Source organism: Micromonospora sp. WMMD736 (assembly GCF_049179015.1).
Classification (GTDB): Bacteria; Actinomycetota; Actinomycetes; order Mycobacteriales; family Micromonosporaceae; genus Micromonospora.
The window spans coordinates 2,633,255-2,652,802 of record NZ_JBMHMI010000001.1; the positions used below are offsets into that span (position 1 = coordinate 2,633,255).

Below are 19,548 nucleotides of genomic sequence, written 5' to 3' on the forward strand. Positions count from 1 at the left end.
GATGACACAGGCCCAGCTCGAGGCCCTGCTACAGCGGCTCGCCGGTCAGCTGGCCCAGGCGCTGCTCGCCGAGCCGTTCGACCTGCGCGCCGGGCACCGGGTCGGTGCGGAGTTGGTCGCCGCGCACATCGCCTCCGCCGAAGGGCTGGGCCGTACCGTCGAGGTGATCCAGCTGCGGCTCGTGCGGGACCTGGGACTGGTGGCCGAGGACGTCGAGGACCGGATGGCCCGACTCCTGGCCGCCGTGGCGACCGGTTACGCCCGCGCGCTACGGGACCGCACGCTCGACGAGCAGGAATCCATCCGCCGGGCCGCCATGGAGGCGCGCACGCAGGCCGAACGAGCGTTGCGGGCCAGCGAGGCGCGGTTCCGCCACCAGGCCACCCACGACCCGCTCACCGGTCTGCCCAACCGGACGCTGTTCACCGAGCGGCTCACCGCCGCGCTCAACGAACCGGGCCGGGGCGCCCAGCGGGTCGGGGTGTGCTTCCTCGATCTGGACCGCTTCAAGGTGGTCAACGACACCCTCGGACACCAGGTCGGCGACCGGCTGCTGACCACGGTGGCCGGCCGGCTACGCGAGCGCGTCGGTGAGCATCTGGTGGCCCGCCTCGGTGGGGACGAGTTCGTCATCCTGGTCGAGGGCGCGGGCGGCACCGACGCCGTCGTGGAGGTCGCCGAGAGCGCCCTGGACGCGGTCCGGACACCCGTGGTGGTCGACGGGCACGAGCTTCAGGTCACCGCGAGCATCGGCATCGTCGAGCGGCAGGTGGCCGGTTCCAGCCCGAGTGACCTGATGCGGGCCGCCGACAGCACCCTGCACTGGGCGAAGTCGGCCGGTGGGGCGCGCTGGGCGCTCTACGACGCCGAGCGCAACCGCCGCGAGCTGGCCCGGTACGCCCTGTCGGCGGCCATCCCGGCCGCGCTGGAGCGGGGCGAGTTCTATCTCGACTACCAGCCGCTGACCTCGCTGCGCGACGGCCGACTGCTCGGTGTGGAGGCGCTGGTCCGCTGGCGGCACCCGGAGCTGGGCGTGCTGCGGCCGGACAGCTTCATCGCGCTGGCCGAGGAGACCGGTCTGATCGTGCAACTGGGCGGGTGGGTGCTCGCCGAGGCGTGCCGGGAGGCGGAGGCGTGGTCGACGGGTGGCGCGCACGCGCCGTTCGTGAGCGTCAACCTGGCCGTCCGGCAGGTGCACCGGCCCGGTCTGGTACGGGAGGTCCGTACGCTGCTGCGCCAGACCGGCCTGCCCCCCGAACGACTCCAGTTGGAGATCACCGAGAGCACGATGATGAGCAGCGCCAAGGAGCCGGTCCGGGCGCTGCGGCTGCTGGCCGACCTGGGCGTACGCATCGCGATCGACGACTTCGGCACCGGCTACAGCAATCTGGCGTACCTGCGGGATCTGCCCGTCACCGAACTGAAGGTGGCCGGCGAGTTCGTGGCCGGTCTGCGGTCGCCGACGGTGGGGCGTACCGACGAGCGGATCCTCGCCTCGCTGGTGTCGCTGGCGCACGCGCTCGACCTCACGGTGACGGCCGAGGGGGTGGAGACCGCCGGGCAGGCCGAGCGGCTGCGGGCGATCGGCTGCGACGCCGCGCAGGGCTGGCACTTCGGCCGTCCGGCCCCCGCCGACCGCATCCTGGCCCGCATGCGCTGAGGGTCCACGCGCATCCGCTGCGGCGCCCGCCCGCGTAGACATTGTCTACGGAGACCTGGTAGACAATGTCTATGACAGTGCAGGAGGCCGGGGTTCGCGCCCGACTGGTGGCCGCCGGGGTCGACCTGGTGCTGCGCGAGGGCCAGTCCGCCGTCTCCCTGCGGGAGATAGCCCGTCGGGCGGGCGTGTCGCACGGGGCCCCGCGCCGCTACTTCCCCACCCACGTCGACCTGCTCTCGGCCATCGCCAGGGAGGGCTTCGCCGACCTCACCGCCCGGGTGGAGCGCACGATGCAGGCGGCCGGCGCGGAGCCGCGTACCCGACTGGTCGCGCTGGCCCGGACGTACCTGGACTTCGCCGCCGCGCACCGCGGCATGTTCGAGCTGATGTTCCGCCACGACCTGCTGGCCAGCGGTCGTCTGCGGCTGCGCGAGACGAGCCTGCCGCTGTTCACCCTCCTGACCGACCTGGTCGCCCAGACCCGCCAGCCGACCGCCGCGCCCGCGCCGGTGGTGGCCGGCGCGCTCTGGGCCAACCTGCACGGCATCGCGCAACTCTGGGCCTGGGGCAGCCTGCCGCTGGCCACCGGCGACCGCGACGACGACACCGTGCTGCGGGCCGCGCTCGACGCGCACCTCGGCCCCGCCCGGACCTGAACGGGAGAAGACGTGCCCCTGCTGTACGACCTCAGCAAACTGACCGTCGGATCGGCCCTGCGGCTGGGCTGGCGACCCCGCGTGGACGGGCTGGAGCACCTGCCCCGCCACGGCGGGGCGATCCTCGCCAGCAACCACCTGTCCGTCGCCGACCAGGTGGTCCTCGGCTGCCTGACACCCCGACAGGTGACGTTCTGGGCCAAGGCCGAGTACTTCACCGGCAGCTGGCTCAGCCGGCACGTCGTGGCCGGCATGGGCGCCATCCGCGTCGAGCGCGCCGGTGGCCGGGCCGCCCTCACGGCCCTCGACGCGGCCGTGCCGGTGTTGCGCGCCGGCGGTCTCGTCGCCATCTTCCCGGAGGGCACCCGCTCCCCCGACGGGCGGCTCTACCGGGGACGGGTCGGCATGACCCGACTGGCCCGCGACGCCGAGGTGCCGATCATCCCGGTCGGCGTGCTCGGCACCGCCGAGGTGCTGCCGGTCGACGCGCGAATCCCCCGCCGACACCCGGTCGCCCTGCGCTTCGGCCCGGCGATCCCGGTCGCCGGCCGCATCACCGGGCCGCGCGACATCCGGGCCATCACCGACGAGGTGATGGCCGCGATCCAAAGCCTCACCGACCAGGAGTACGTCCCCCGCTACGCCCCGCCCCGGCAGCCCCGCGCCTGAACCGGCGGCGACGGTCAGCCGGCCAGCAGAGCCGCCATCCGCTGCGCCTGCGCCTCCCAGCGCCACTCCCGCTCCACCCACGCCCGGCCCGCCGCCCCGAGTTGGCGGGCCAGGTCCCGGTCGCCGAGCAGCCGGGCGACCCGGTCGGCGAGCTGCGCGACGTCCCGCCCACCGACCACGTACCCGGTCTCGCCCTCCCGGACGGCGTCCGGCGCGCCGCCGGAGTCGCCGGCCACCACCGGCAGGCCGGTCGCGGACGCCTCCAGGTAGACGATGCCCAGCCCCTCCACGTCCAGACCGCGGTTGCGGGTACGGCAGGGCATGGCGTACACGTCGCCGGCCGCGTAGTGCGCGGGCAGGTCGGCCGCCGGCACCGAGCCGGTGAAGACGACGTCCCGCTCGACGCCGGTCTGGCGGGCCAGCTTCTCCAACGTGGCCCGGTACGGGCCGCCGCCGACGATCAGCAGCGCCGCGTCGGGCACCCGGCGGCGGATCTCCGGCAGTGCCCGGATCAGCATGTCCTGGCCCTTGCGCGGCACGAGCCGCGACACGCAGACCACCACCGGCCGGTCGGTCAGCCCCAACCGGGCCCGGACCGGCTCGCCGTCCACCGACGGGTGGTAGGCGTCCACGTCCACGCCCGGCGCGAGCCGCCGCAGGTCGGTCACCCCGGCCAGCACCCGGGCGAGCCGGGTGCGCGTGTACTCGCCGAGGTAGGTGGTCACGTCGACGCCACGCCCGATGCGCCGCAGCGCCAGCCGCGCGGCCGGCAGCGCCGCCCAGCCGACCTCGTGGCCGTGGGTCTGCGCCACCACCCGGCGTACGCCCGCACGCTTGCGCAGACCGGCGGCGAGCAACCCCAGCGGGGCAGCCGCGCCGAACCACACCGTGTCGCAGTCGTACGCGCGGGCGAGCCGGGCCGCGCGCCGGGCGATCAGCGGGGTGGGCAGGAGCACCCGGGTGCGTTCCCGGATCACCTCGAACGGCTGGTCGGCGTCGAACTTCTCCGCGCCGCGCCAGCTCGACGCGTAGACGACCACCGACCCGGCGGGCTGACGCACGGCGAGGTTGTGCACGAAGGACTGGATGCCACCCGGGCGGGGCGGAAAGTCGTTCGTGATCAGCAACGTGCGGCTCATCGGCGTGCCTCCCGGGCGTACGCGCGGGCGGCGGCCATCCGCTCCACGGTGGACGGATGCGAGGCCGAGTAGAGGTATTCCCACCGCGGCGGGTCGGGGTCACCGAGGTTGACCGTGCCGAGACGGCGTTGCATCGACTCGAAGCTCGCCGGGTCGCCGGTGAGCGCGAGCGCGTGCGCGTCGGCCCGCGCCTCCACCCGCCGCGACACCAGCGCCTGCACCGGGGTGGCGACCAGCCCGGCCACCGTGACCAGGGCAATCACCAGCGGAAACGCGCGCGGATGGGCGATCGTGTCGACGCCGGCCAACCGCAGGAGCGGGCCCCACGAGCCGAGCAGGTAGAGGGCCACCACCGCGGCGGCGGTGCCCAGCGCCCCGATCAGCGTGCCGACCGCCACGTCCGAGTCCTTCGCGTGGCCCAGCTCGTGCGCCACCACGGCCGTCACCTCGGCGGGCGTGGCCTCGCGCAGCAGCGTGTCGTAGACGACCACCCGGCGGGTCGGGCCGAGGCCGGAGACGTACGCGTTGACCGCGGTGGTGCGCCGGGAGGCGTCGGCGACGAGCACGTCGCGCACCGGCACCCCGTCGCGGGCGGCCATGCTCATCAGCTCCGTGCGCAGCGCACCCTGCTCCATCGGGGTGAACTTGTTGAACACCGGCTCCACCAGCACCGGCAGGACGAACGACAGCAACATCACCAGCAGGGCCGCGCCCGCCGCGCCGAGCGCCCACCACCAGCGCGGCGCGAGGCGGATGACCAGGTAGAAACCGAAGAGCGCCACCGCACCAATCACGGCGCTCACCGCGTACGACTTGAGCAGGTCGACGGCCCAGCCACTCCATCCGTTGGTGCTGAGCCCGTAGCGGGTCAGGACGGTCTGCCGCCACGCGGAGAACGGGAGGGTGAGCAGGTCGGCGACGAGCACCACGGCGAGGCCGCCGAGCACCGCCTGGGCGATCCAGTGCCCACCGAAGGGCCGGCCCACCAGCTCGACCAGGCGGCTGCCCAGCGGGGTGAGACCGAGCGCGAGAGCGATCAGCAGGCCCACGGCGAGCCCGGCGTAACTGCCGGGGCGCAGCGCGGCGCGGAACTCACGCCCCCGGGCCACCTGGTCAGCCGGGAGGTCGCGCAGCGCGGCGAGTTGGTCGGCGCGGGGAGCCGGGGGCCGGTGCCAGGGGATGAACACGGCGACGGTCACCAGCAGGGCCACCGTCAACCCGGCCAGCGTCACCAATGCCCAGCCGCGCGGGCTCACCGGGGCACCGCCGTGGCCGCCACGCACACCGCCCGGTCGCGATCACGCCGGCACGCGGTGCCCTCGTGCCGCCGCGCGTCGCCGCGCCCCCGCCACAGGGCGCCGGCACGCGGGGCACCGACGAGCCCGTCGCGCTCGCGTCGTTCCCCGCTCATCCCGCCGCTCCTCCCGCCGTGACCGCCCATCCTATGGCCCACGGAAAGCCCGCTCCGGAGGCGGTGACGCACGTCGCCGACCGGGCCCCGGCATACCCCCGGGGCGAGGACTCAGGCCACCCGACGGACCCGGCGCGCGCCGTGGCCGGGCCGGGCGGGGGCGGCAAGCACCTCGACGTCGAAGCCGGCCCGGGCGAACACCTCGATCGCCTCGACCTCGGCGGCGACCAGCCCGGCCGCCGGGGACGTGTCGTCGAACAGGGCGGTCAGTGGGCAGCCGGAACAGCCGTCGGTCCGCTTCGCGCACCCGTCGCAGTCGATGAGCATCACGCCTCCTGATCGCTCGCGATGCGCGGTCGACACCCTGCCGTCGCCACCCGAGCACCGTCGGTCACATCGACGTTATCCACCGGGTACGACAGAACCGCCCGTTGAGGGCTAGATCGACTCCAGATCAGCGAAATCGGGGTATCCCGAACGATCGGACAACACGACCTCGCCGACCTCGCGCCCCGGTCGGGCGCACCCCGGCGAATCTCCGGTCAACTGCCGGTCAAGCGCCTGTTCCGTCGACAGTGGCCGCTGCGATCGTTGCGGTACGGCTGATCCACCGCCCACGAAGAGGCAACGCCGCCCGGCCGGGCCGAGTGGAGCCGGCCGTTCCACGTCGACCACGGAGGTTGTCGAATGCGCGCACCATCCTCGATCACACGCTCCCGACTCTCGGCCGTCGCGATTCTCGCGGGCGCCGCGACCGCCGCCGGTGGGCTCGTCGCCACTCCGGCGCAGGCCACCTCGGCGCTGGGCTGCAACTACCCCCGCGTCTGTTTCTGGGTGACCGGGAACCCGTACAACGGTGACCCGCCCACCGCGTCGTTCCAGGACACCTACTACCAGACCCTCGGGTCCCGCAGCCGGGGCGCGGACTGGGTCTACAACAGCCGCAACGACGACGGCGCGAAGATCTTCTACTCCAACGGCGACTGGGTGTGCATCGCCCCGGGCGAGCTGGCCGGCCTGGAGGCGTACGGCTACGCGGTCGCCATCGACATCATGGACTCCCCGTACTGCTCCTACTGAGCCGCTCGCAGCAACCGAAGGTGGCCGACCTCGGCGGCGTTCTTCATCAGCTCGGCGTTCACCCAGGCGATCATGTGGGCGACGGTGTGTACGGGGTCGTCCTGCCACGGGAACGGCGCGGTAGCGTCGAGGTCGGCGTCGCTGAGCTGGTCCAACACCGTCAACCATTCGGTACGGAGGTCACGCAGCCACGCCGTCGTCCGGTCGCCGTCGCCGGGCCAGCCGATCTCGGTCCGCTCCCGTGGCGTACGCCCTCGGGCATGGTCGATGGCGACCGTCCACCACCAGCCGATATGCCAGGTGATCCAGCCGACCGTCGGGACCGGGATCGGGTCAGGTTCGGCGTCCGCCCAGTCCGGCGTCCACCCGCCGTCGGCATCCGGGCGTACCGTCCAGCAGTGCGTGGCGGGCTCCCACAGCAAGTCCGCCGGCTCCAGGCGTTCCAGGTGGTACTCGAACAGCGACCAGGTCAGGTCGAACTGCCACCGCAGCAGATCAAGACGGGATGCAGGCACGAGGCGACCTTGCCACACCCGCGTCTTCGGGTCGATCGGGATTCTTGCCCCGATCGGCAACCCGCGATCCGGCCGCCGGCGCTGAACGCGTCGGCGGCCGGATCCGGACGTCACGGGTAGTACACCCGAGGGCTGGTGTAGGTGCCGTGGAACGCTCCGCTGCACGTGTAGACCTCGACCACCGCCACGGCGGAGCCCTTGAAGTTGTTCATCACGTTGACGTTGCGGCTGATCGGCCCGAACCGGCCGGTCCGGTTGAGGTCGTAGTAGATCCAGGAGCTGTTGCCGTTGTTCGTGGTCCGCAGCTGGAGGTACGCCGTGCAGCGGGACCCGTCCGGGGTGGCGTTCATGTAGAAGTCACCCACCACGGTCTGGTTGGAGCCCTGGTACGAGATGCACGAGCTGATCGGGTAGGCGCCGGTGCAGCCGCCCCCCGAAGCCGCCTGGGCCGCTCCCGGGGCGACCAGGAGCGCCGCCAGTGTGACGACCGTGCCGAGGATGGTGCCCAGCAGTCGTTTTCCCATGTCGTTCGCCTGCCTTCGTCCGGTGCCCGACGGTGCCGGGCGGATGCGGACACCGTCGCCGACCGGACCTGCCGAAACCTCGCCGAATTCTTGCCCGCCCGCCCGCAGATCCGGCCGCCGCACGTCGACCGTGCCGTGCGACGTCCTCCTACCGTGGGGCGTGACCAGCGGGGGCGGGCGGGACGGGCTGATCGCGACACGGGCCCGCGGCGACCCGGCGTGCCTCAGGAGCGGGCGAGGCGGCGCAGCAGCGAGTCGGCCCCCAGCGGGTACGCGCCGTGCCGGCGTACCCCGTCGGCGACCTCGCGGTCGGACGAGACCACGACCACCGGACGGCCCGCCGGCTCGGCGCGCACCAGGCGACGGATCAGCTCGTCGGCGGTCTCGCCCTTGCGGGAGAAGAGCACCCGTACGCCACGCGGGGCGGGCGGCAACCCGTGCATCCGCTCGGCCCCGTCGAACACGACGGTGACCTCGTCGCCGGTCTGCGCGGCGATACCGCCCAGCCCGGTGATGAGGCGTTTGCGCTGCTGCTCCAGCGACATCTCGCCGAAGCCACGCTTGGTGACGTTGTAGCCGTCCACCACGAGGTGCGCCCGGGGCAGGGCGAGCAGCTGGTCGAGCCGGGCCGGGTCGTCGGTGTCGCGGGCGCGAGCGGCCGGACCCGCCGGAGCGCTCCCCGGCTGCTCGGCGAACGCGTCGGCGACGAAGTCGGCGGGCAGCTTGTCCACCGGGTCGAGCGCCAGCTCCCGGCGCAGCCCGACGGCGGCCTGACCGATGGTCTCCAGCAGCAGCCAGAGGCGGGCGTCGTCGACCGAGCGGGCCTCCTTGGCGCTGGCCCGGGCCACCCCGGCGGCGGCTTCCGCCTCGGCGAGCCGGGCGCGGGCGCGGCGCAGCTCGGCGTCGACGTCCGCGCTGGCGCGGGCGGCCCGACCACGTTCGGTGGCGAGGAGTTCGCTGGCCTTGCGTTCGCGGGCCTGCGTCTCGCGCAGGGTACGGGCCAGCTGCCGGGACTCCTCACGGAGCTGGCCCAGCTCCTCGCGGACCCGGGCCAGCTCGTCGCGGAGCTTGTCGGCCTCGACCCGGGCCACCGCCCGGTCGTGCTCGGCGCGGGTGGCCCGCTGCTCGGCCTCGCGGACCAGTTCGGCGACGACGGCGCTGTCCGCCTCGGCGCGGACCGCGGCGCCGCTGGCGTCGATCAGCTCCCGCCAGCCGCGCGGCCGGACCAGATACGCCAGTGCCGCGACCTCGACCGGGTCGGCTGCTGCCGGGGCGGTGCCCTCGACCACGGCCGCACCGAGGTCACCGGCGTCGGCCAGCACCCGGGCGGTGACCCGCTGCCGGAACAGCGGGTCGGCGGTGAGCTGGGCGGCGATGGCCGGAGCGCCGAGACGGGCCCGCCGGTTGGGGGCGAACTTGGCCACCCGCCGCAGCGGCACCGGCACCTCGTCGGCGGGGAGGCTGGGCAGCACGGCGGCGGTCAGCGCCACGATCCGCTGCCGGACCGGCTCGGGCAGCGTCGGTTCCGGCTCGATCGTCGGATTGGCGCCCGAATCGGCGGGATCGTCACTGGTGTGCGGATCGCTCACCGCGCCGTCGCGGGCGACCGGATCCTCCTGCGGGAGGTGGTCGTCATGCGGCTCGGCGAGGGGCATGTGGCAAGTCTCCCACCGCTGGCGGGCCCACCGCCTGGTGAGTGAGCCGATCTCTCATCCTAGCCCCATGGTGACTGCTGGGACCTCTGCGACGGGAGTGTCGGACCGGGGCGCTAGCGTGCCGCCGATGGCACAGGCGGAGTACGTCCAGGAGTCACTGGCCGGTCTCGACCCGACGGTGGGCGGGGTGGACCCGGCCCTGCCGCTGTACGCGACCACCTTTGTGGTGGTCGACCTGGAGACCACCGGCGGCGCGCCGGACGGCGGCGGGATCACCGAGATCGGCGCGGTCAAGGTACGCGGTGGCGAGGAGCTGGGGGTGCTGGCCACCCTGGTCAACCCGGGGCAGCCGATCCCTCCGTTCATCACCGTGCTGACCGGGATCACCCAGGCCATGCTGCTGCCGGCCCCGCCGATCGAGGAGGTGCTGCCCAGCTTCCTGGAGTTCATCGCCGACGCCGTGCTGGTGGCCCACAACGCTCCGTACGACGTGGGTTTCCTCAAGGCCGCCTGCGCCCGGCACGGCTACCGCTGGCCCAACCCCCGGGTACTGGACACGGCGGCGCTGGCCCGGCGGGTGCTGACCCGCGACGAGGTGCCCAACCGCAAGCTCGGCACCCTGGCGGCGTACTTCCGCACCGCCACCCAGCCCACCCACCGGGCCCTGGACGACGCCAAGGCGACCGTCGACGTGCTGCACGGTCTGATCGGTCGCCTCGGCGGGCACCGCGTCGACACCGTCGGCGACGCCATCGAGTTCGCCCGCGCGGTCACCCCGACGCAGCGCCGCAAGCGACACCTTGCCGAGGGGTTGCCCAAGGTCCCGGGGGTCTACATCTTCCGGGCCGCCGACGACCGGCCGCTCTACGTCGGCACCTCGGGCGACATCGCCACCCGGGTGCGCAGCTACTTCACGGCGGGCGAGAAGCGCGCCCGGATCTCCGAGATGCTGGCCGCGGCCGAGCGGGTCGAGGCCGTGGAGTGCGCGCACTCGTTGGAGGCGGAGGTCCGCGAGCTGCGGCTGATCGCCGCGCACGCGCCGCCGTACAACAGGCGGTCGAAGTACCCGGAGCGGATGGTGTGGCTCAAGCTGACCGACGGGCCGTACCCCCGGTTGTCGATCGTGCGCGACATCTCCCCCACCGACACCGCCTACCTCGGGCCGTTCACCTCCCGGCGGGCCGCGGAGCTGGCCGCCGCCGGCTTCCACGACGCGGTGCCGCTGCGTCAGTGCACGCACCGGCTGTCGCTGCGCACCGTCACGCCGGCCTGCGCGCTGGCCGAGCTGGGTCGCTGCCCGGCGCCCTGCGAGCACCGGATCACCCCCGAGGAGTACGACGACAGAGCCGTCGAGCCATTCCGGACGGCCACCGCGAGCGACCCGCGGCCGGTGGTGGACGCGCTGCTGGCCCGGATCGACGTGCTCGCGGCCGACCAGCGTTACGAGGAGGCCGCCGTGGTGCGGTACCGGCTGGCCGCGGTGCTGCGCGCCACGGTGCGGATGCAGCGGTTGGCGGCGCTGACCGGGATCGCCGAGCTGGCGGCGGCCCGACCGGCCGCCCAGGGCGGCTGGGAGCTGGCCCTGGTACGCCACGGCCGGCTGGCCGGCGCGGGGGTGTCCCCGCCGGGCGTCCACCCGCGACCCACGCTGAACGCCATCCGGGCCACGGCCGAGACGGTCCCGGGTGGGCACGGGCCGGTGCCGTCGGCCACCGCCGAGGAGTCCGAGCGCATCCTGTCCTGGTTGGAGCGGCCGGAGACCCGGTTGGTCGAGATGTCGTCCGGTTGGTCCTCGCCGGCGGGCGGCGCGGGCCGCTTCCGTGACCTGCTGGCGAAGGCCGAGAGCGGGGCGTCGCACCAACTCTCGACCGAACGCTCATGACCAACTGACCGATCGGACTACGTCGACTCGCTTAGGCTGTTAAGGAAGTGCAGTCCTGCCCGTTTCGTGGGCCTGCTCCCGATCACCGGGTCCGGTGACCGCGGAGCCGGGGTGAGGAGGTGTCCCTCGTGGACGTCGACGCCGGACACGGCGCCGCCCTGGGGGGCGCCCTGCCAACCCAGTCGGGCGAGCTGCCCCTGACCCGCCGACTGAGGTCGTTGCTCAGCTGGCCGACCAACGACTCCGACCCGGTCACCCACCTGGTGCGCACCCACCGGGGCATCCACGCCGGCACCGATCCGGCGGTGCTGCGCCGGGCGTACACGATCGCGGAGAACATGCACCGCGGGCAGTTCCGCAAGAGCGGCGAGCCGTACATCACCCATCCCCTCGCGGTGGCGCAGATCTGCGCCGAGTTGGGCATGGACACCACCACCCTGGTCGCGGCGCTGCTGCACGACACGGTCGAGGACACCCGCTACACGCTCCAGGCGCTCTCGGAGGACTTCGGCCACGAGGTGGCCCACCTGGTCGACGGGGTGACCAAGTTCGACAAGGCGTTCTACGGCAAGGCCGCCGAGGCGGAGACGATCCGCAAGATGATCGTCGCGGCCGCCAAGGACGTCCGGGTGCTGATCATCAAGCTGGCCGACCGGCTGCACAACATGCGGACGCTCGGGGTGCGTTCGGCGGCGTCCCGGGAGCGGATCGCCCGCAAGACGCAGGAGGTCCTCGTCCCGCTCTGCGACCGGCTGGGCATCCAGACCCTCAAGCGTGAGCTGGACGACGTGGTGCTGCTGCACCTGGAGCCCGACGAGCACGCCCGGCTGGCCCGGCACGTGCACGACCGGCCCGGCTGGGACGCCTACCTCGACGCCGTGGTCAACCGCGCCCGGGTCGCGCTCAAGCGCAGCCGGGTCGACGCCGAGGTGAGCCCCCGTCCCCGGCACCTCTACTCCATCTGGAAGGACACCGTCGCCGGCGGTCACACCGCGCCGTACGACCTGCCCCGCATCTCGGTGGTGGTCGACGGCCCGGCCACCGACTGTTACGCGGCACTGGGCGCGATCCACGGCACGTGGCGGCCGGTACCGGGCCGCTTCAAGGACTTCATCGCCTCCCCGAAGAACAACCTCTACCGCTCGCTGCACACCAGCGTCTGCGGCCCGCAGGACCGTACGGTGGAGGTGCTGATCCGCACCCAGGAGATGCACCGCTCGGCCGAGTACGGCATCGCCGCCGACTTCCGCTTCCCGCGCTCGGGCAGTGGCAGCGCGGCGGCCCGGGCCGAGCAGTTGGACTGGCTGCGCCGCGTGCTCGACTGGGAGCCGGAGGCCGCCGACCCGGCGCAGTTCTACGAGTCGCTGCGCTGCGACCTCGCCGAGGGTCAGATCCAGGTCTTCGCCGACGGCCGTCAGGTGGTGCTGCCGGCCGGCGCCACCCCCGTCGACCTGGCGTACGAGCTGGGCAACCATCGCGGTGACCACTGCCTCGCGGCCCGCATCAACGGCCGACTCGCGCCGCTGAGCTCGGAGCTGGACGAGGGCGACGTGGTGGAGATCTTCACCGAGAACGACGCCGACAACGGCTTCGAGGCCGCCGCCGCGCCGCGCGGCCCGCGCAAGGAGTGGCTGGGCTTCGTCAAGTCACCGCACGCGCAGATGCAGATCAACAGGTGGTTCGCCGAGCACACCGAGCCGGGCATCACGATCAGCGACAAGGTGCGCCTCGGCCGGGCCACCATCGGTCTCGCCCTGCGCCAGCACAACCGGGGCCTCGCCAGCGACCTGCCGCTGCTGCGGCTCTCCGAGGAGTTGGGCTACCCCGACCTGGAGACCCTGCTGGTCGCGGTCTTCGACCGGGTGATCGAACCGGACGCCGTGGTACGCCAGCTCATCGACCTGGTCGACCATCGACAGTGACTCCGGCCGGCCCCGGCACGCCCGAACGAGATTCGTGACCACTAGCCTGGGGTCATGATCCCCCGTTCCCGCGCCACCGGTCGGGCCATCTTCTACCAGGCCTTCTACCGGCTGCCGTTGCCGGTACGCCGGCGTCTGGTCCGGCTCGCCGTACCGAAGTACATCGTCGGCGCGGTCACCCTGGTTCGCGACGCCGAGGCGACGGGCGCGGGTCGGTTGCTGATGCTGCGCCAGCCTCCCGGCAAGGGCTGGTCGCTCCCCGCCGGCCTGCTCAACCGTGGCGAGCCCCCGGTCGTGGGTGCGGCCCGCGAACTGTTCGAGGAGTCCGGCGTCCGGCTGCCGCCGTCCCGGCTGCGCCCCGCCGTCCCGAACGCGATCGTGCACGCCAAGGGCTGGGTGGACATGGTCTTCGAGACGGAGGTGCCGGCGTCCAGCACCGAACTGGTGGTGGACGGCGGGGAGGTCTTCGAGGCCGCCTGGCATCGGTTGGACGACCTGCCCAAACTGACCTGGCCGACCGCTCGGCTGCTCGCCTACTACGACATCGGGCCGCTGGCCGGGCAGTTCCCGCCGCCGATACCCGACACCGCGCCATGACCGGGGCGAGCTGGCCGGCGGACGTCTGCGCAATCGTGCTCGCCGCGGGCGAGGGCACCCGGCTGCGCCCGCTCACCGAACGGGTGCCCAAGGCCCTCTGCCCGGTCGGTAACGTGCCGCTGCTGGACCGAGCCCTGGATCGGTTGGCCGGTCTCGGCCTGACGGGTCCCGCACGGGTCGCGGTGAACGCCTGCTACCTCGCCGACCAGGTGGTCGCGCACGTCGGTGACCGCGCACACCTGTCGGTGGAGCCCGGCGACCCGCTCGGCACGGCGGGCGGAGTGGCGAACCTGCGGGACTGGATCGACGGCCGCGGTGTCCTGGTCGGCAACGCCGACGCGTACCTGTCCGATCCGGCCACCGCGCCGGGCCCCGACGTGGCCGCGCTGCTCGACGGTTGGGACCGGGACTCCGTACGCCTGCTCGGGCAGCCCGCCGCCGACCGGCATGCGCCGGGTACCTTCGCCGGGCACTGCTTCACCGGCTTCTCGCTGCTGCCGTGGCGACTGGTCCGCGACCTGCCGGTGGTCCCGTCCGACCTGGTACACGTGGTGTGGCGGCCGGCGGAGGCGGCCGGAGCGCTCGACGTGGTGGCGTACGCGGGCACCTTCTACGACACCGGGACGCCGGCCGACTACCTGGCCGCCAACCTGCACGCGGCGGCCGGCGGCGTGCTCGTCGACGACTCCGCCACGGTGCCCGGGACCTGCGTCGAATCGGTCGTCGGCGCGCACGCCCGGGTGGACGGTGACGTGCGGCGCAGCGTGATCTGGCCGGGCGCGACCGTACGAAGGGGCGAGCGGTTGCGGAACGTGATCCGCTTCGGCGACGACGGGACGGTGCAGGTCTAGCATGGGCGACGACGCCGACGAACGGAGAAATGACCCGTGATCACCGCGATCGTGCTGATCGACTGCGCCACCGACGCGATCCCCGAGGTGGCCGACGCCCTGGCCAACGTCCCCGGCGTCAGCGAGGTCTACTCGGTGGCGGGGCACGTCGACCTCATCGCCATCGTCCGGGTCCGCGAGTTCGACCAGATCGCGCAGGTCATCGCGGGCAGCATCTCCAAGGTGCCGGGTGTGCTGAACACGGAGTCGCACATCGCGTTCCGGGCGTACTCGAAGCTCGACCTTGAGGAGACGTTCGCGATCGGCCTCGCGGACGCCGACTGACGCGCGGGCCGCGTGCGCGGCCGGGGCGGAACGCCACGCGGCCGGTCCACCCCGCACGGGGTGGACCGGCCGTCGCGCTACCGCGAGATCAGCTCTCGCTGGGAGCGGGCCGCTCGGTGGTGCCGAGGCCGGGTTCCGGCGACTCGGTGATCCCACCGCTCGGAGCCGGCGACTCGGTGACGCCACCCGGAGCCGGCGACGAGGTGCCCGGGCTGGGCGTGCCGCTGGCGCTGGTCTGCGGGACCGGGATGCCCAACTGGTTGGCCAGCTGGACCAGCTCGTCGTAGTGCGCCTGCAGCGTCGGCAGGGCGGTCTGGGCCAACTGGACCACCGACTGCTCGGAGCCCTGCGAGATCTCCGTCTGGGTGGCCTGGATGGCCTGGACGTGACCGGCCAGCTCACTGGTCACCCAGAGCCGGTCGAACTCAGCGCCGCTGACGTTGTTCAGCTTGTCGATGACCGCCTGCTGGTCGGTCGTGGGCTCGTTCGGCAGCTGGACGTTGAGCTGCGACGCGGTCTGCTGCACCGTCTGGTCCAGCTGCGTGTGGTCGGTCTTGAACATCGCGCCGAGGTCCTTCACCCCCTGGTTCTGGCCCTTCTGCTGAGCCAGGTCACCGGCGGTGATCTCGAAAAGGTTCACCTGGTGCACCGCCTGCAGGTACTGGGTGTCCTGCGTCGACGGCTGTGCCGCCGCCTGCGCGGCCGCTGCCGGCGCGACACCCACCAGCACCAGCGCGGCCAACAGGCCGAGGCGTTTGAGACCCAACATGCTTCCCCCCTTGAGACGTTGGACCGCACGGATACCCGGCTCACGGGGGTTATTCCTGCGATCGCCCGGCGCGCGGGGTCGACCGGTCCCGCCGCGCCCGTCCGACTCCTCCTCGGTTGGACGACGGGACGCCGGAAACGACGTGACGCCCGCCGGAAGTCCGGCGGGCGTCACGTGACGGTGCTGTCGGGAGGTCAGCGGCGGCTCTCGCCGCTGCCGATCTCCGCACGATCTTCCCGGGGCTCGACCGGCGGGTGACCCGGCGAGACCGGCGCCTCGACCGGCTTCTCGATCGGGTAGAAGAAGCCCCGGACCGCCGGGCCGAGGGCCCCGAGCCGGTTCATCTTCTTCGGCACCACCCAGCCGGCGTAATCCAGCTCACCGTGGCCGTCCGCGTGCCCGTTCGACGCGCTGAGCGGCTGGTGGACCTCGACGAACCGACCGTCCGGCAGCCGCCGGATGATGCCGGTCTCGACGCCGTGCGCGAGCACCTCCCGGTCGTGCTGCTGCAGACCCAGGCAGAGCCGGTAGGTGACGTAGTACGCCAGCGGCGGGACCACCAGCAGGCCGACGCGGCCCGCCCAGGTCATCGCGTTCAGACTGATCTGGAACTTGTCCGCGATCACGTCGTTGGCGCCCGAGAGCGTCAACACGATGTAGAAGGCGACGGCCATGGCGCCCACGGCCGTACGGGCCGGAACGTCGCGGGGCCGCTGGAGCAGGTTGTGGCTCTTGCGGTCCTTGAGGTGCCGGGCCTCCAGGAACGGGTACATCGTCGACAGGCCGACCAGGATGCCGGGCAGCACGACCGTCGGCCAGAACAGCGGCGGGATGACGTACCCGTCGCCGATCGGGATGTTGATCTGCCACGCCGGCATGAGTCGGGTCGACCCGTCGAGGAACATGACGTACCAGTCGGGCTGGCTGGCGGCCGAGACCACCCACGCCTCGTACGGGCCGAACAGCCAGATCGGGTTGATCTGGAACAGACCGCCCAGCAGCGCGATGACGCCGAAGACGACCATGAAGAAGCCGCCCTGCTTCAGCGCGTAGCGGGGGAACATCCGCTCGCCGACCACGTTGTTGTTGGTCCGGCCGGGGCCGGGCCACTGGGTGTGCTTCTGCTTGAAGACCAACCCCAGGTGGGCGCTGATCAGCGCGAGCAGCAGGCCCGGGATCAACAGGACGTGGGCGATGAAGAACCGGCTGATGATGATCGTGCCGGGGAACTCGCCACCGAAGACCGACGACGTCACCCACGAGCCCACCACCGGGATGGACAGCATGATCGCGGAGGCGATCCGCAGACCGGTGCCGGACAGGCCGTCGTCCGGCAGCGAGTAGCCGGTGAAGCCGGCGAGGAAGCCGACCCAGAACAGCAGCGAACCGATGATCCAGTTGGTCTCACGCGGCTTGCGGAAGGCGCCGGTGAAGAACACCCGCAGCATGTGCACGACGATCGCGGCCATGAACAGCAGCGCCGACCAGTGGTGCATCTGCCGCATCACCAGACCGCCCCGGACGTCGAACGACAGGTCCAGGCTGGAGGCGTACGCGGCGGACATCGGGGTGCCCTGCAACGGCGCGTAACTGCCGTCGTAGACCACCTCGGTCATCGCCGGCTCGTAGAAGAAGGTCAGGAACACACCGGTCAGCAGCAGCACGATGAACGAGAACAGCGCGATCTCGCCCAGCAGGAACGACCAGTGGTCCGGGAAGACCTTGTTCAGCAGCTTGCGCAGCGGCGTGGCCACCGCGAAGCGGTCGTCCACCCCCGCTGCGGCCTTGCCCGGCGTGGCCGCCAGGTCAAACTTTCGACGCTTCATGGCCGCTCCCAGAAATCAGGCCCGACGGTCTCGGTGTAGTCGGACTTCGCCACGAAGAAGCCCTCGGAGTCCAACTCGATCGGCAGCTGCGGCAGCGACCGGCTGGCCGGGCCGAAGACGGGCCGGGCGTTGTCGGTGATCAGGAACTGGGACTGGTGGCACGGGCAGAGCAGCCGGTTGGTCTGCTGCTCGTAGAGGCTGGCGGGGCAGCCGGCGTGCGTGCAGATCTTGGAGAATGCCGCGTAGTTGCCCCACATGTAGTCCTTGTGGTGCTTCTGCGTCTTGCCGGGGCGCGCGTTGGCCTCGCGGGACTTCTGGGCGTCCGCGTCGCGCAGGTGGATCAGCAACGTCGGCGAGTCGGCGTGCCGGTTGCTCACGCCGTGCTCGATGCCCGGGAAGACGGTCAGCTGACCACCGGCGCTGATGTCCGCCGGGCGCACCGGGCGGCCGTCCTCGCGGACCAGGCGGATCTTCTGCCCGTTCTGGGGCGCGAACCCGGTGGTGAACATCTGGTTGTTCTTGTGCGGCTGGGAGATCAGGCCGCCGACCAGCGGCGCCGCGGCGACCGCGGCGACCGGCGCGAGACCGGCCAGCAGCGAGATGCCGAGCAGCGGACGACGCTTCACACCCAACTCGTCGGCCATGTAGAGCATGGTCTGACCGGTGATGGTGCGACCCTCGGAGTCGACCTGACCCTCGTGCCGGTCCTGGATCGAGACCTCCTTGGGCAGCAACTTCTTGCCCCAGGTCAGGATGCCGAAGCCGACGCCGAGCAGGGCCACGCCGAGGGTGGCGCCCAGCAGCGGCGTGTAGAACTTGTCGCCGCCGCGACCCGGCTCGTACTGCCACGGCCACCAGATGTAGATGGCCAGGAAGGCGGTCGCGGCCAGACCCGTGATCAGGAAGAACCCGGCCACCACGCGGGTCAGCCGACGCTCCGCCTTGGTGCCCGGCAGCACCTGCGGCTCGTAGTGCACGATCTCGATGTCGTCCCGACGCGCGCCCTCGCGGACGATGTCGAACCGGCTCAGCCGGGGGTCGTTCACGTCGAGCGGCTCCGGGCCCTGCGAGGCCTGGTGCTCGGTGTGCGTGCTCATGCCGTCACCTCGCTACGGGTGGCGCCGAGCGGCACCACGGCGGTGGAACTGAAGATCCGCTCGGTCACGACTTGCCCGCAATCCACAGGCTAGCGAACACGAGCGCCACGATGCCAACCAGGAAGATCGCCAGGCCCTCGGTGGACGGCCCGTACCGGCCGAGGCTGAACCCGCCCGGGTCCTGGTCGGTCTTCAGCGTCTCCTGGATGTAGGCGATGATGTCGGCCTTCTGCTCCGGAGTGATCTGGTTGTCACCGAACACCGGCATGTTCTGCGGGCCGCTCAGCATCGCCGCGTAGATCTGCCGGTCGGTCGCGGGGTGCAGGCTCGGGGCGAACTTGCCCGAGGAGAGCGCGCCGCCGCCACCGCCGAAGGCGTGGCACTGCGAGCAGTTGATCCGGAACAGCTCGCCGCCGGCCGCGACGTTGCCGTCCTCGTGCAGGTCCTCTTCGGTGCCCGGGACGACCGGACCGCCGCCGAGTTCCTGGATGTACTGAGCGAGCTGCCGGGTCTGCTCGTCGGTGAAGACCGGGGGCTTGCGGTGCGCCTGGGCCTCCTGGCGGGCCAGCGGCATCCGGCCCGAGCTGACCTGGAACTCGACCGAGGCCGCGCCGACGCCGATCAGGCTCGGCCCGCGGCCCTCGACGCCCTGGGCGTTGCGTCCGTGACAGGTCACACAGCTCACGTCGAACAGCGCCTTGCCCTCGGCTGCGGCGCCGGTGAGCGGCGGATTGTCCTGCGCCTGCGCGCCGGGGGCGAAGACGGTGTAGGCGCCGCCGGCGAGCATCAGCGCCGCGATCAGCCGGACCGCGGCGCCCAGCCGGCGGCGGCCCCTGCTGCGCACGGCGGGCCGCCCGCGCAACCGCGCGAGCAGGCCGCGTCGGCGGTCGTTGTCAGAAGTCATGAGCTGTGTCCTTAACCGGTTGGACCTTGTCTCAGGGGACGGAGCAGCGGCGCGGTTCGTGACGCGC

Annotated in this window: 20 protein-coding genes; 9 read left to right on the forward strand and 11 right to left on the reverse strand. The window is 72.5% G+C overall.

Going from position 1 to position 19,548, the window contains the following annotated elements; all coding sequences use genetic code 11:
* The first annotated feature begins 1 nt into the window (after window position 1).
* The 3 genes from ACN269_RS11145 to ACN269_RS11155 all read left to right on the forward strand — a co-directional run bounded on the left by ACN269_RS11145 (window position 2) and on the right by ACN269_RS11155 (window position 2,985).
* Window positions 2–1,660 (forward strand): putative bifunctional diguanylate cyclase/phosphodiesterase, encoded by a 1,659-nt coding sequence (locus tag ACN269_RS11145; RefSeq protein WP_421476287.1) that lies wholly within the window; start codon window positions 2–4, stop codon window positions 1,658–1,660.
* Between the two features lie 71 nt (window positions 1,661–1,731).
* On the forward strand, window positions 1,732–2,316 hold the full coding sequence (locus ACN269_RS11150; protein WP_421472374.1) for a TetR/AcrR family transcriptional regulator: 585 nt from the start codon (window positions 1,732–1,734) through the stop codon (window positions 2,314–2,316).
* Window positions 2,317–2,328: 12 nt separating this feature from the next.
* Window positions 2,329–2,985 carry a lysophospholipid acyltransferase family protein gene (locus tag ACN269_RS11155; RefSeq protein WP_421472375.1) on the forward strand — a complete coding sequence of 219 codons (657 nt, stop codon included), beginning with the start codon at window positions 2,329–2,331 and terminating at the stop codon, window positions 2,983–2,985.
* A 14-nt stretch (window positions 2,986–2,999) separates the two neighbouring features.
* On the opposite strand, the gene ACN269_RS11160 is transcribed toward ACN269_RS11155, so the two are convergent.
* The 4 genes from ACN269_RS11160 to ACN269_RS11175 all read right to left on the reverse strand — a co-directional run bounded on the left by ACN269_RS11160 (window position 3,000) and on the right by ACN269_RS11175 (window position 5,862).
* Entirely contained in the window at window positions 3,000–4,124 is a 1,125-nt protein-coding gene (locus ACN269_RS11160; protein ID WP_421472376.1) for a glycosyltransferase family 4 protein, read from the reverse strand.
* Window positions 4,121–5,380, reverse strand: a complete 1,260-nt coding sequence (locus ACN269_RS11165) for a M48 family metallopeptidase (protein WP_421472377.1) — start codon at window positions 5,378–5,380, stop codon at window positions 4,121–4,123. Before ACN269_RS11165 ends, ACN269_RS11160 begins: the two co-directional genes overlap by 4 nt.
* Window positions 5,377–5,535 carry a hypothetical protein gene (locus ACN269_RS11170; protein ID WP_421472378.1) on the reverse strand — a complete coding sequence of 53 codons (159 nt, stop codon included), beginning with the start codon at window positions 5,533–5,535 and terminating at the stop codon, window positions 5,377–5,379. Before ACN269_RS11170 ends, ACN269_RS11165 begins: the two co-directional genes overlap by 4 nt.
* Window positions 5,536–5,646: 111 nt before the next feature.
* Entirely contained in the window at window positions 5,647–5,862 is a 216-nt protein-coding gene (locus ACN269_RS11175) for a hypothetical protein (protein ID WP_421472379.1), read from the reverse strand.
* A 360-nt stretch (window positions 5,863–6,222) separates the two neighbouring features.
* Here ACN269_RS11175 and ACN269_RS11180 point away from each other — a divergent pair, with 360 nt between their 5' ends.
* Complete coding sequence (locus ACN269_RS11180) at window positions 6,223–6,615, forward strand: hypothetical protein (protein WP_421472380.1); 393 nt, start codon at window positions 6,223–6,225, stop codon at window positions 6,613–6,615.
* Here the strand turns inward: ACN269_RS11180 and ACN269_RS11185 are convergent.
* The 3 genes from ACN269_RS11185 to ACN269_RS11195 all read right to left on the reverse strand — a co-directional run bounded on the left by ACN269_RS11185 (window position 6,609) and on the right by ACN269_RS11195 (window position 9,309).
* The gene (locus ACN269_RS11185; protein ID WP_421472381.1) at window positions 6,609–7,130 is read right to left on the reverse strand and encodes a DinB family protein; all 522 of its coding nucleotides are present in this window, start codon (window positions 7,128–7,130) and stop codon (window positions 6,609–6,611) included. The genes ACN269_RS11180 and ACN269_RS11185 overlap by 7 nt on opposite strands.
* 110 nt (window positions 7,131–7,240) lie before the next feature.
* A complete protein-coding gene (locus ACN269_RS11190) occupies window positions 7,241–7,654 on the reverse strand; it encodes a hypothetical protein (RefSeq protein WP_421472382.1) in 414 nt (137 codons plus the stop codon).
* A gap of 224 nt (window positions 7,655–7,878) precedes the next feature.
* Window positions 7,879–9,309, reverse strand: a complete 1,431-nt coding sequence (locus ACN269_RS11195; RefSeq protein ID WP_421472383.1) for an NYN domain-containing protein — start codon at window positions 9,307–9,309, stop codon at window positions 7,879–7,881.
* A 127-nt stretch (window positions 9,310–9,436) separates the two neighbouring features.
* On the opposite strand from ACN269_RS11195, the gene ACN269_RS11200 reads away from it, so the two are divergent.
* The 5 genes from ACN269_RS11200 (at window position 9,437) to ACN269_RS11220 (ending at window position 14,885) form a co-directional block, all read left to right on the forward strand.
* A complete protein-coding gene (locus tag ACN269_RS11200) occupies window positions 9,437–11,191 on the forward strand; it encodes a DEDD exonuclease domain-containing protein (RefSeq protein WP_421472384.1) in 1,755 nt (584 codons plus the stop codon).
* Between the two features lie 128 nt (window positions 11,192–11,319).
* On the forward strand, window positions 11,320–13,113 hold the full coding sequence (locus tag ACN269_RS11205) for a RelA/SpoT family protein (RefSeq protein ID WP_421476288.1): 1,794 nt from the start codon (window positions 11,320–11,322) through the stop codon (window positions 13,111–13,113).
* A gap of 54 nt (window positions 13,114–13,167) precedes the next feature.
* Complete coding sequence (locus ACN269_RS11210) at window positions 13,168–13,710, forward strand: NUDIX hydrolase (protein ID WP_421472385.1); 543 nt, start codon at window positions 13,168–13,170, stop codon at window positions 13,708–13,710.
* On the forward strand, window positions 13,707–14,561 hold the full coding sequence (locus ACN269_RS11215) for a sugar phosphate nucleotidyltransferase (RefSeq protein ID WP_421472386.1): 855 nt from the start codon (window positions 13,707–13,709) through the stop codon (window positions 14,559–14,561). Before ACN269_RS11210 ends, ACN269_RS11215 begins: the two co-directional genes overlap by 4 nt.
* A 36-nt stretch (window positions 14,562–14,597) precedes the next feature.
* A complete protein-coding gene (locus ACN269_RS11220; RefSeq protein ID WP_355049387.1) occupies window positions 14,598–14,885 on the forward strand; it encodes an Lrp/AsnC family transcriptional regulator in 288 nt (95 codons plus the stop codon).
* A gap of 88 nt (window positions 14,886–14,973) precedes the next feature.
* Here the strand turns inward: ACN269_RS11220 and ACN269_RS11225 are convergent, their stop codons facing one another.
* From ACN269_RS11225 to ACN269_RS11240, 4 genes are all read right to left on the reverse strand, one after another.
* Window positions 14,974–15,654, reverse strand: a complete 681-nt coding sequence (locus ACN269_RS11225; protein ID WP_355049386.1) for a DUF4142 domain-containing protein — start codon at window positions 15,652–15,654, stop codon at window positions 14,974–14,976.
* Window positions 15,655–15,848: 194 nt separating this feature from the next.
* Window positions 15,849–17,480, reverse strand: coding sequence for a cytochrome b N-terminal domain-containing protein (locus ACN269_RS11230; RefSeq protein ID WP_421472388.1), 1,632 nt, complete (start codon window positions 17,478–17,480; stop codon window positions 15,849–15,851).
* Window positions 17,477–18,577: a ubiquinol-cytochrome c reductase iron-sulfur subunit gene (locus ACN269_RS11235; RefSeq protein WP_421472389.1), complete on the reverse strand. Its 1,101-nt coding sequence runs from the start codon at window positions 18,575–18,577 to the stop codon at window positions 17,477–17,479. The genes ACN269_RS11230 and ACN269_RS11235 overlap by 4 nt, the downstream gene beginning before the upstream one ends.
* A gap of 64 nt (window positions 18,578–18,641) precedes the next feature.
* Window positions 18,642–19,481 carry a cytochrome c gene (locus ACN269_RS11240; RefSeq protein WP_421472390.1) on the reverse strand — a complete coding sequence of 280 codons (840 nt, stop codon included), beginning with the start codon at window positions 19,479–19,481 and terminating at the stop codon, window positions 18,642–18,644.
* Window positions 19,482–19,548 lie beyond the last annotated feature (67 nt).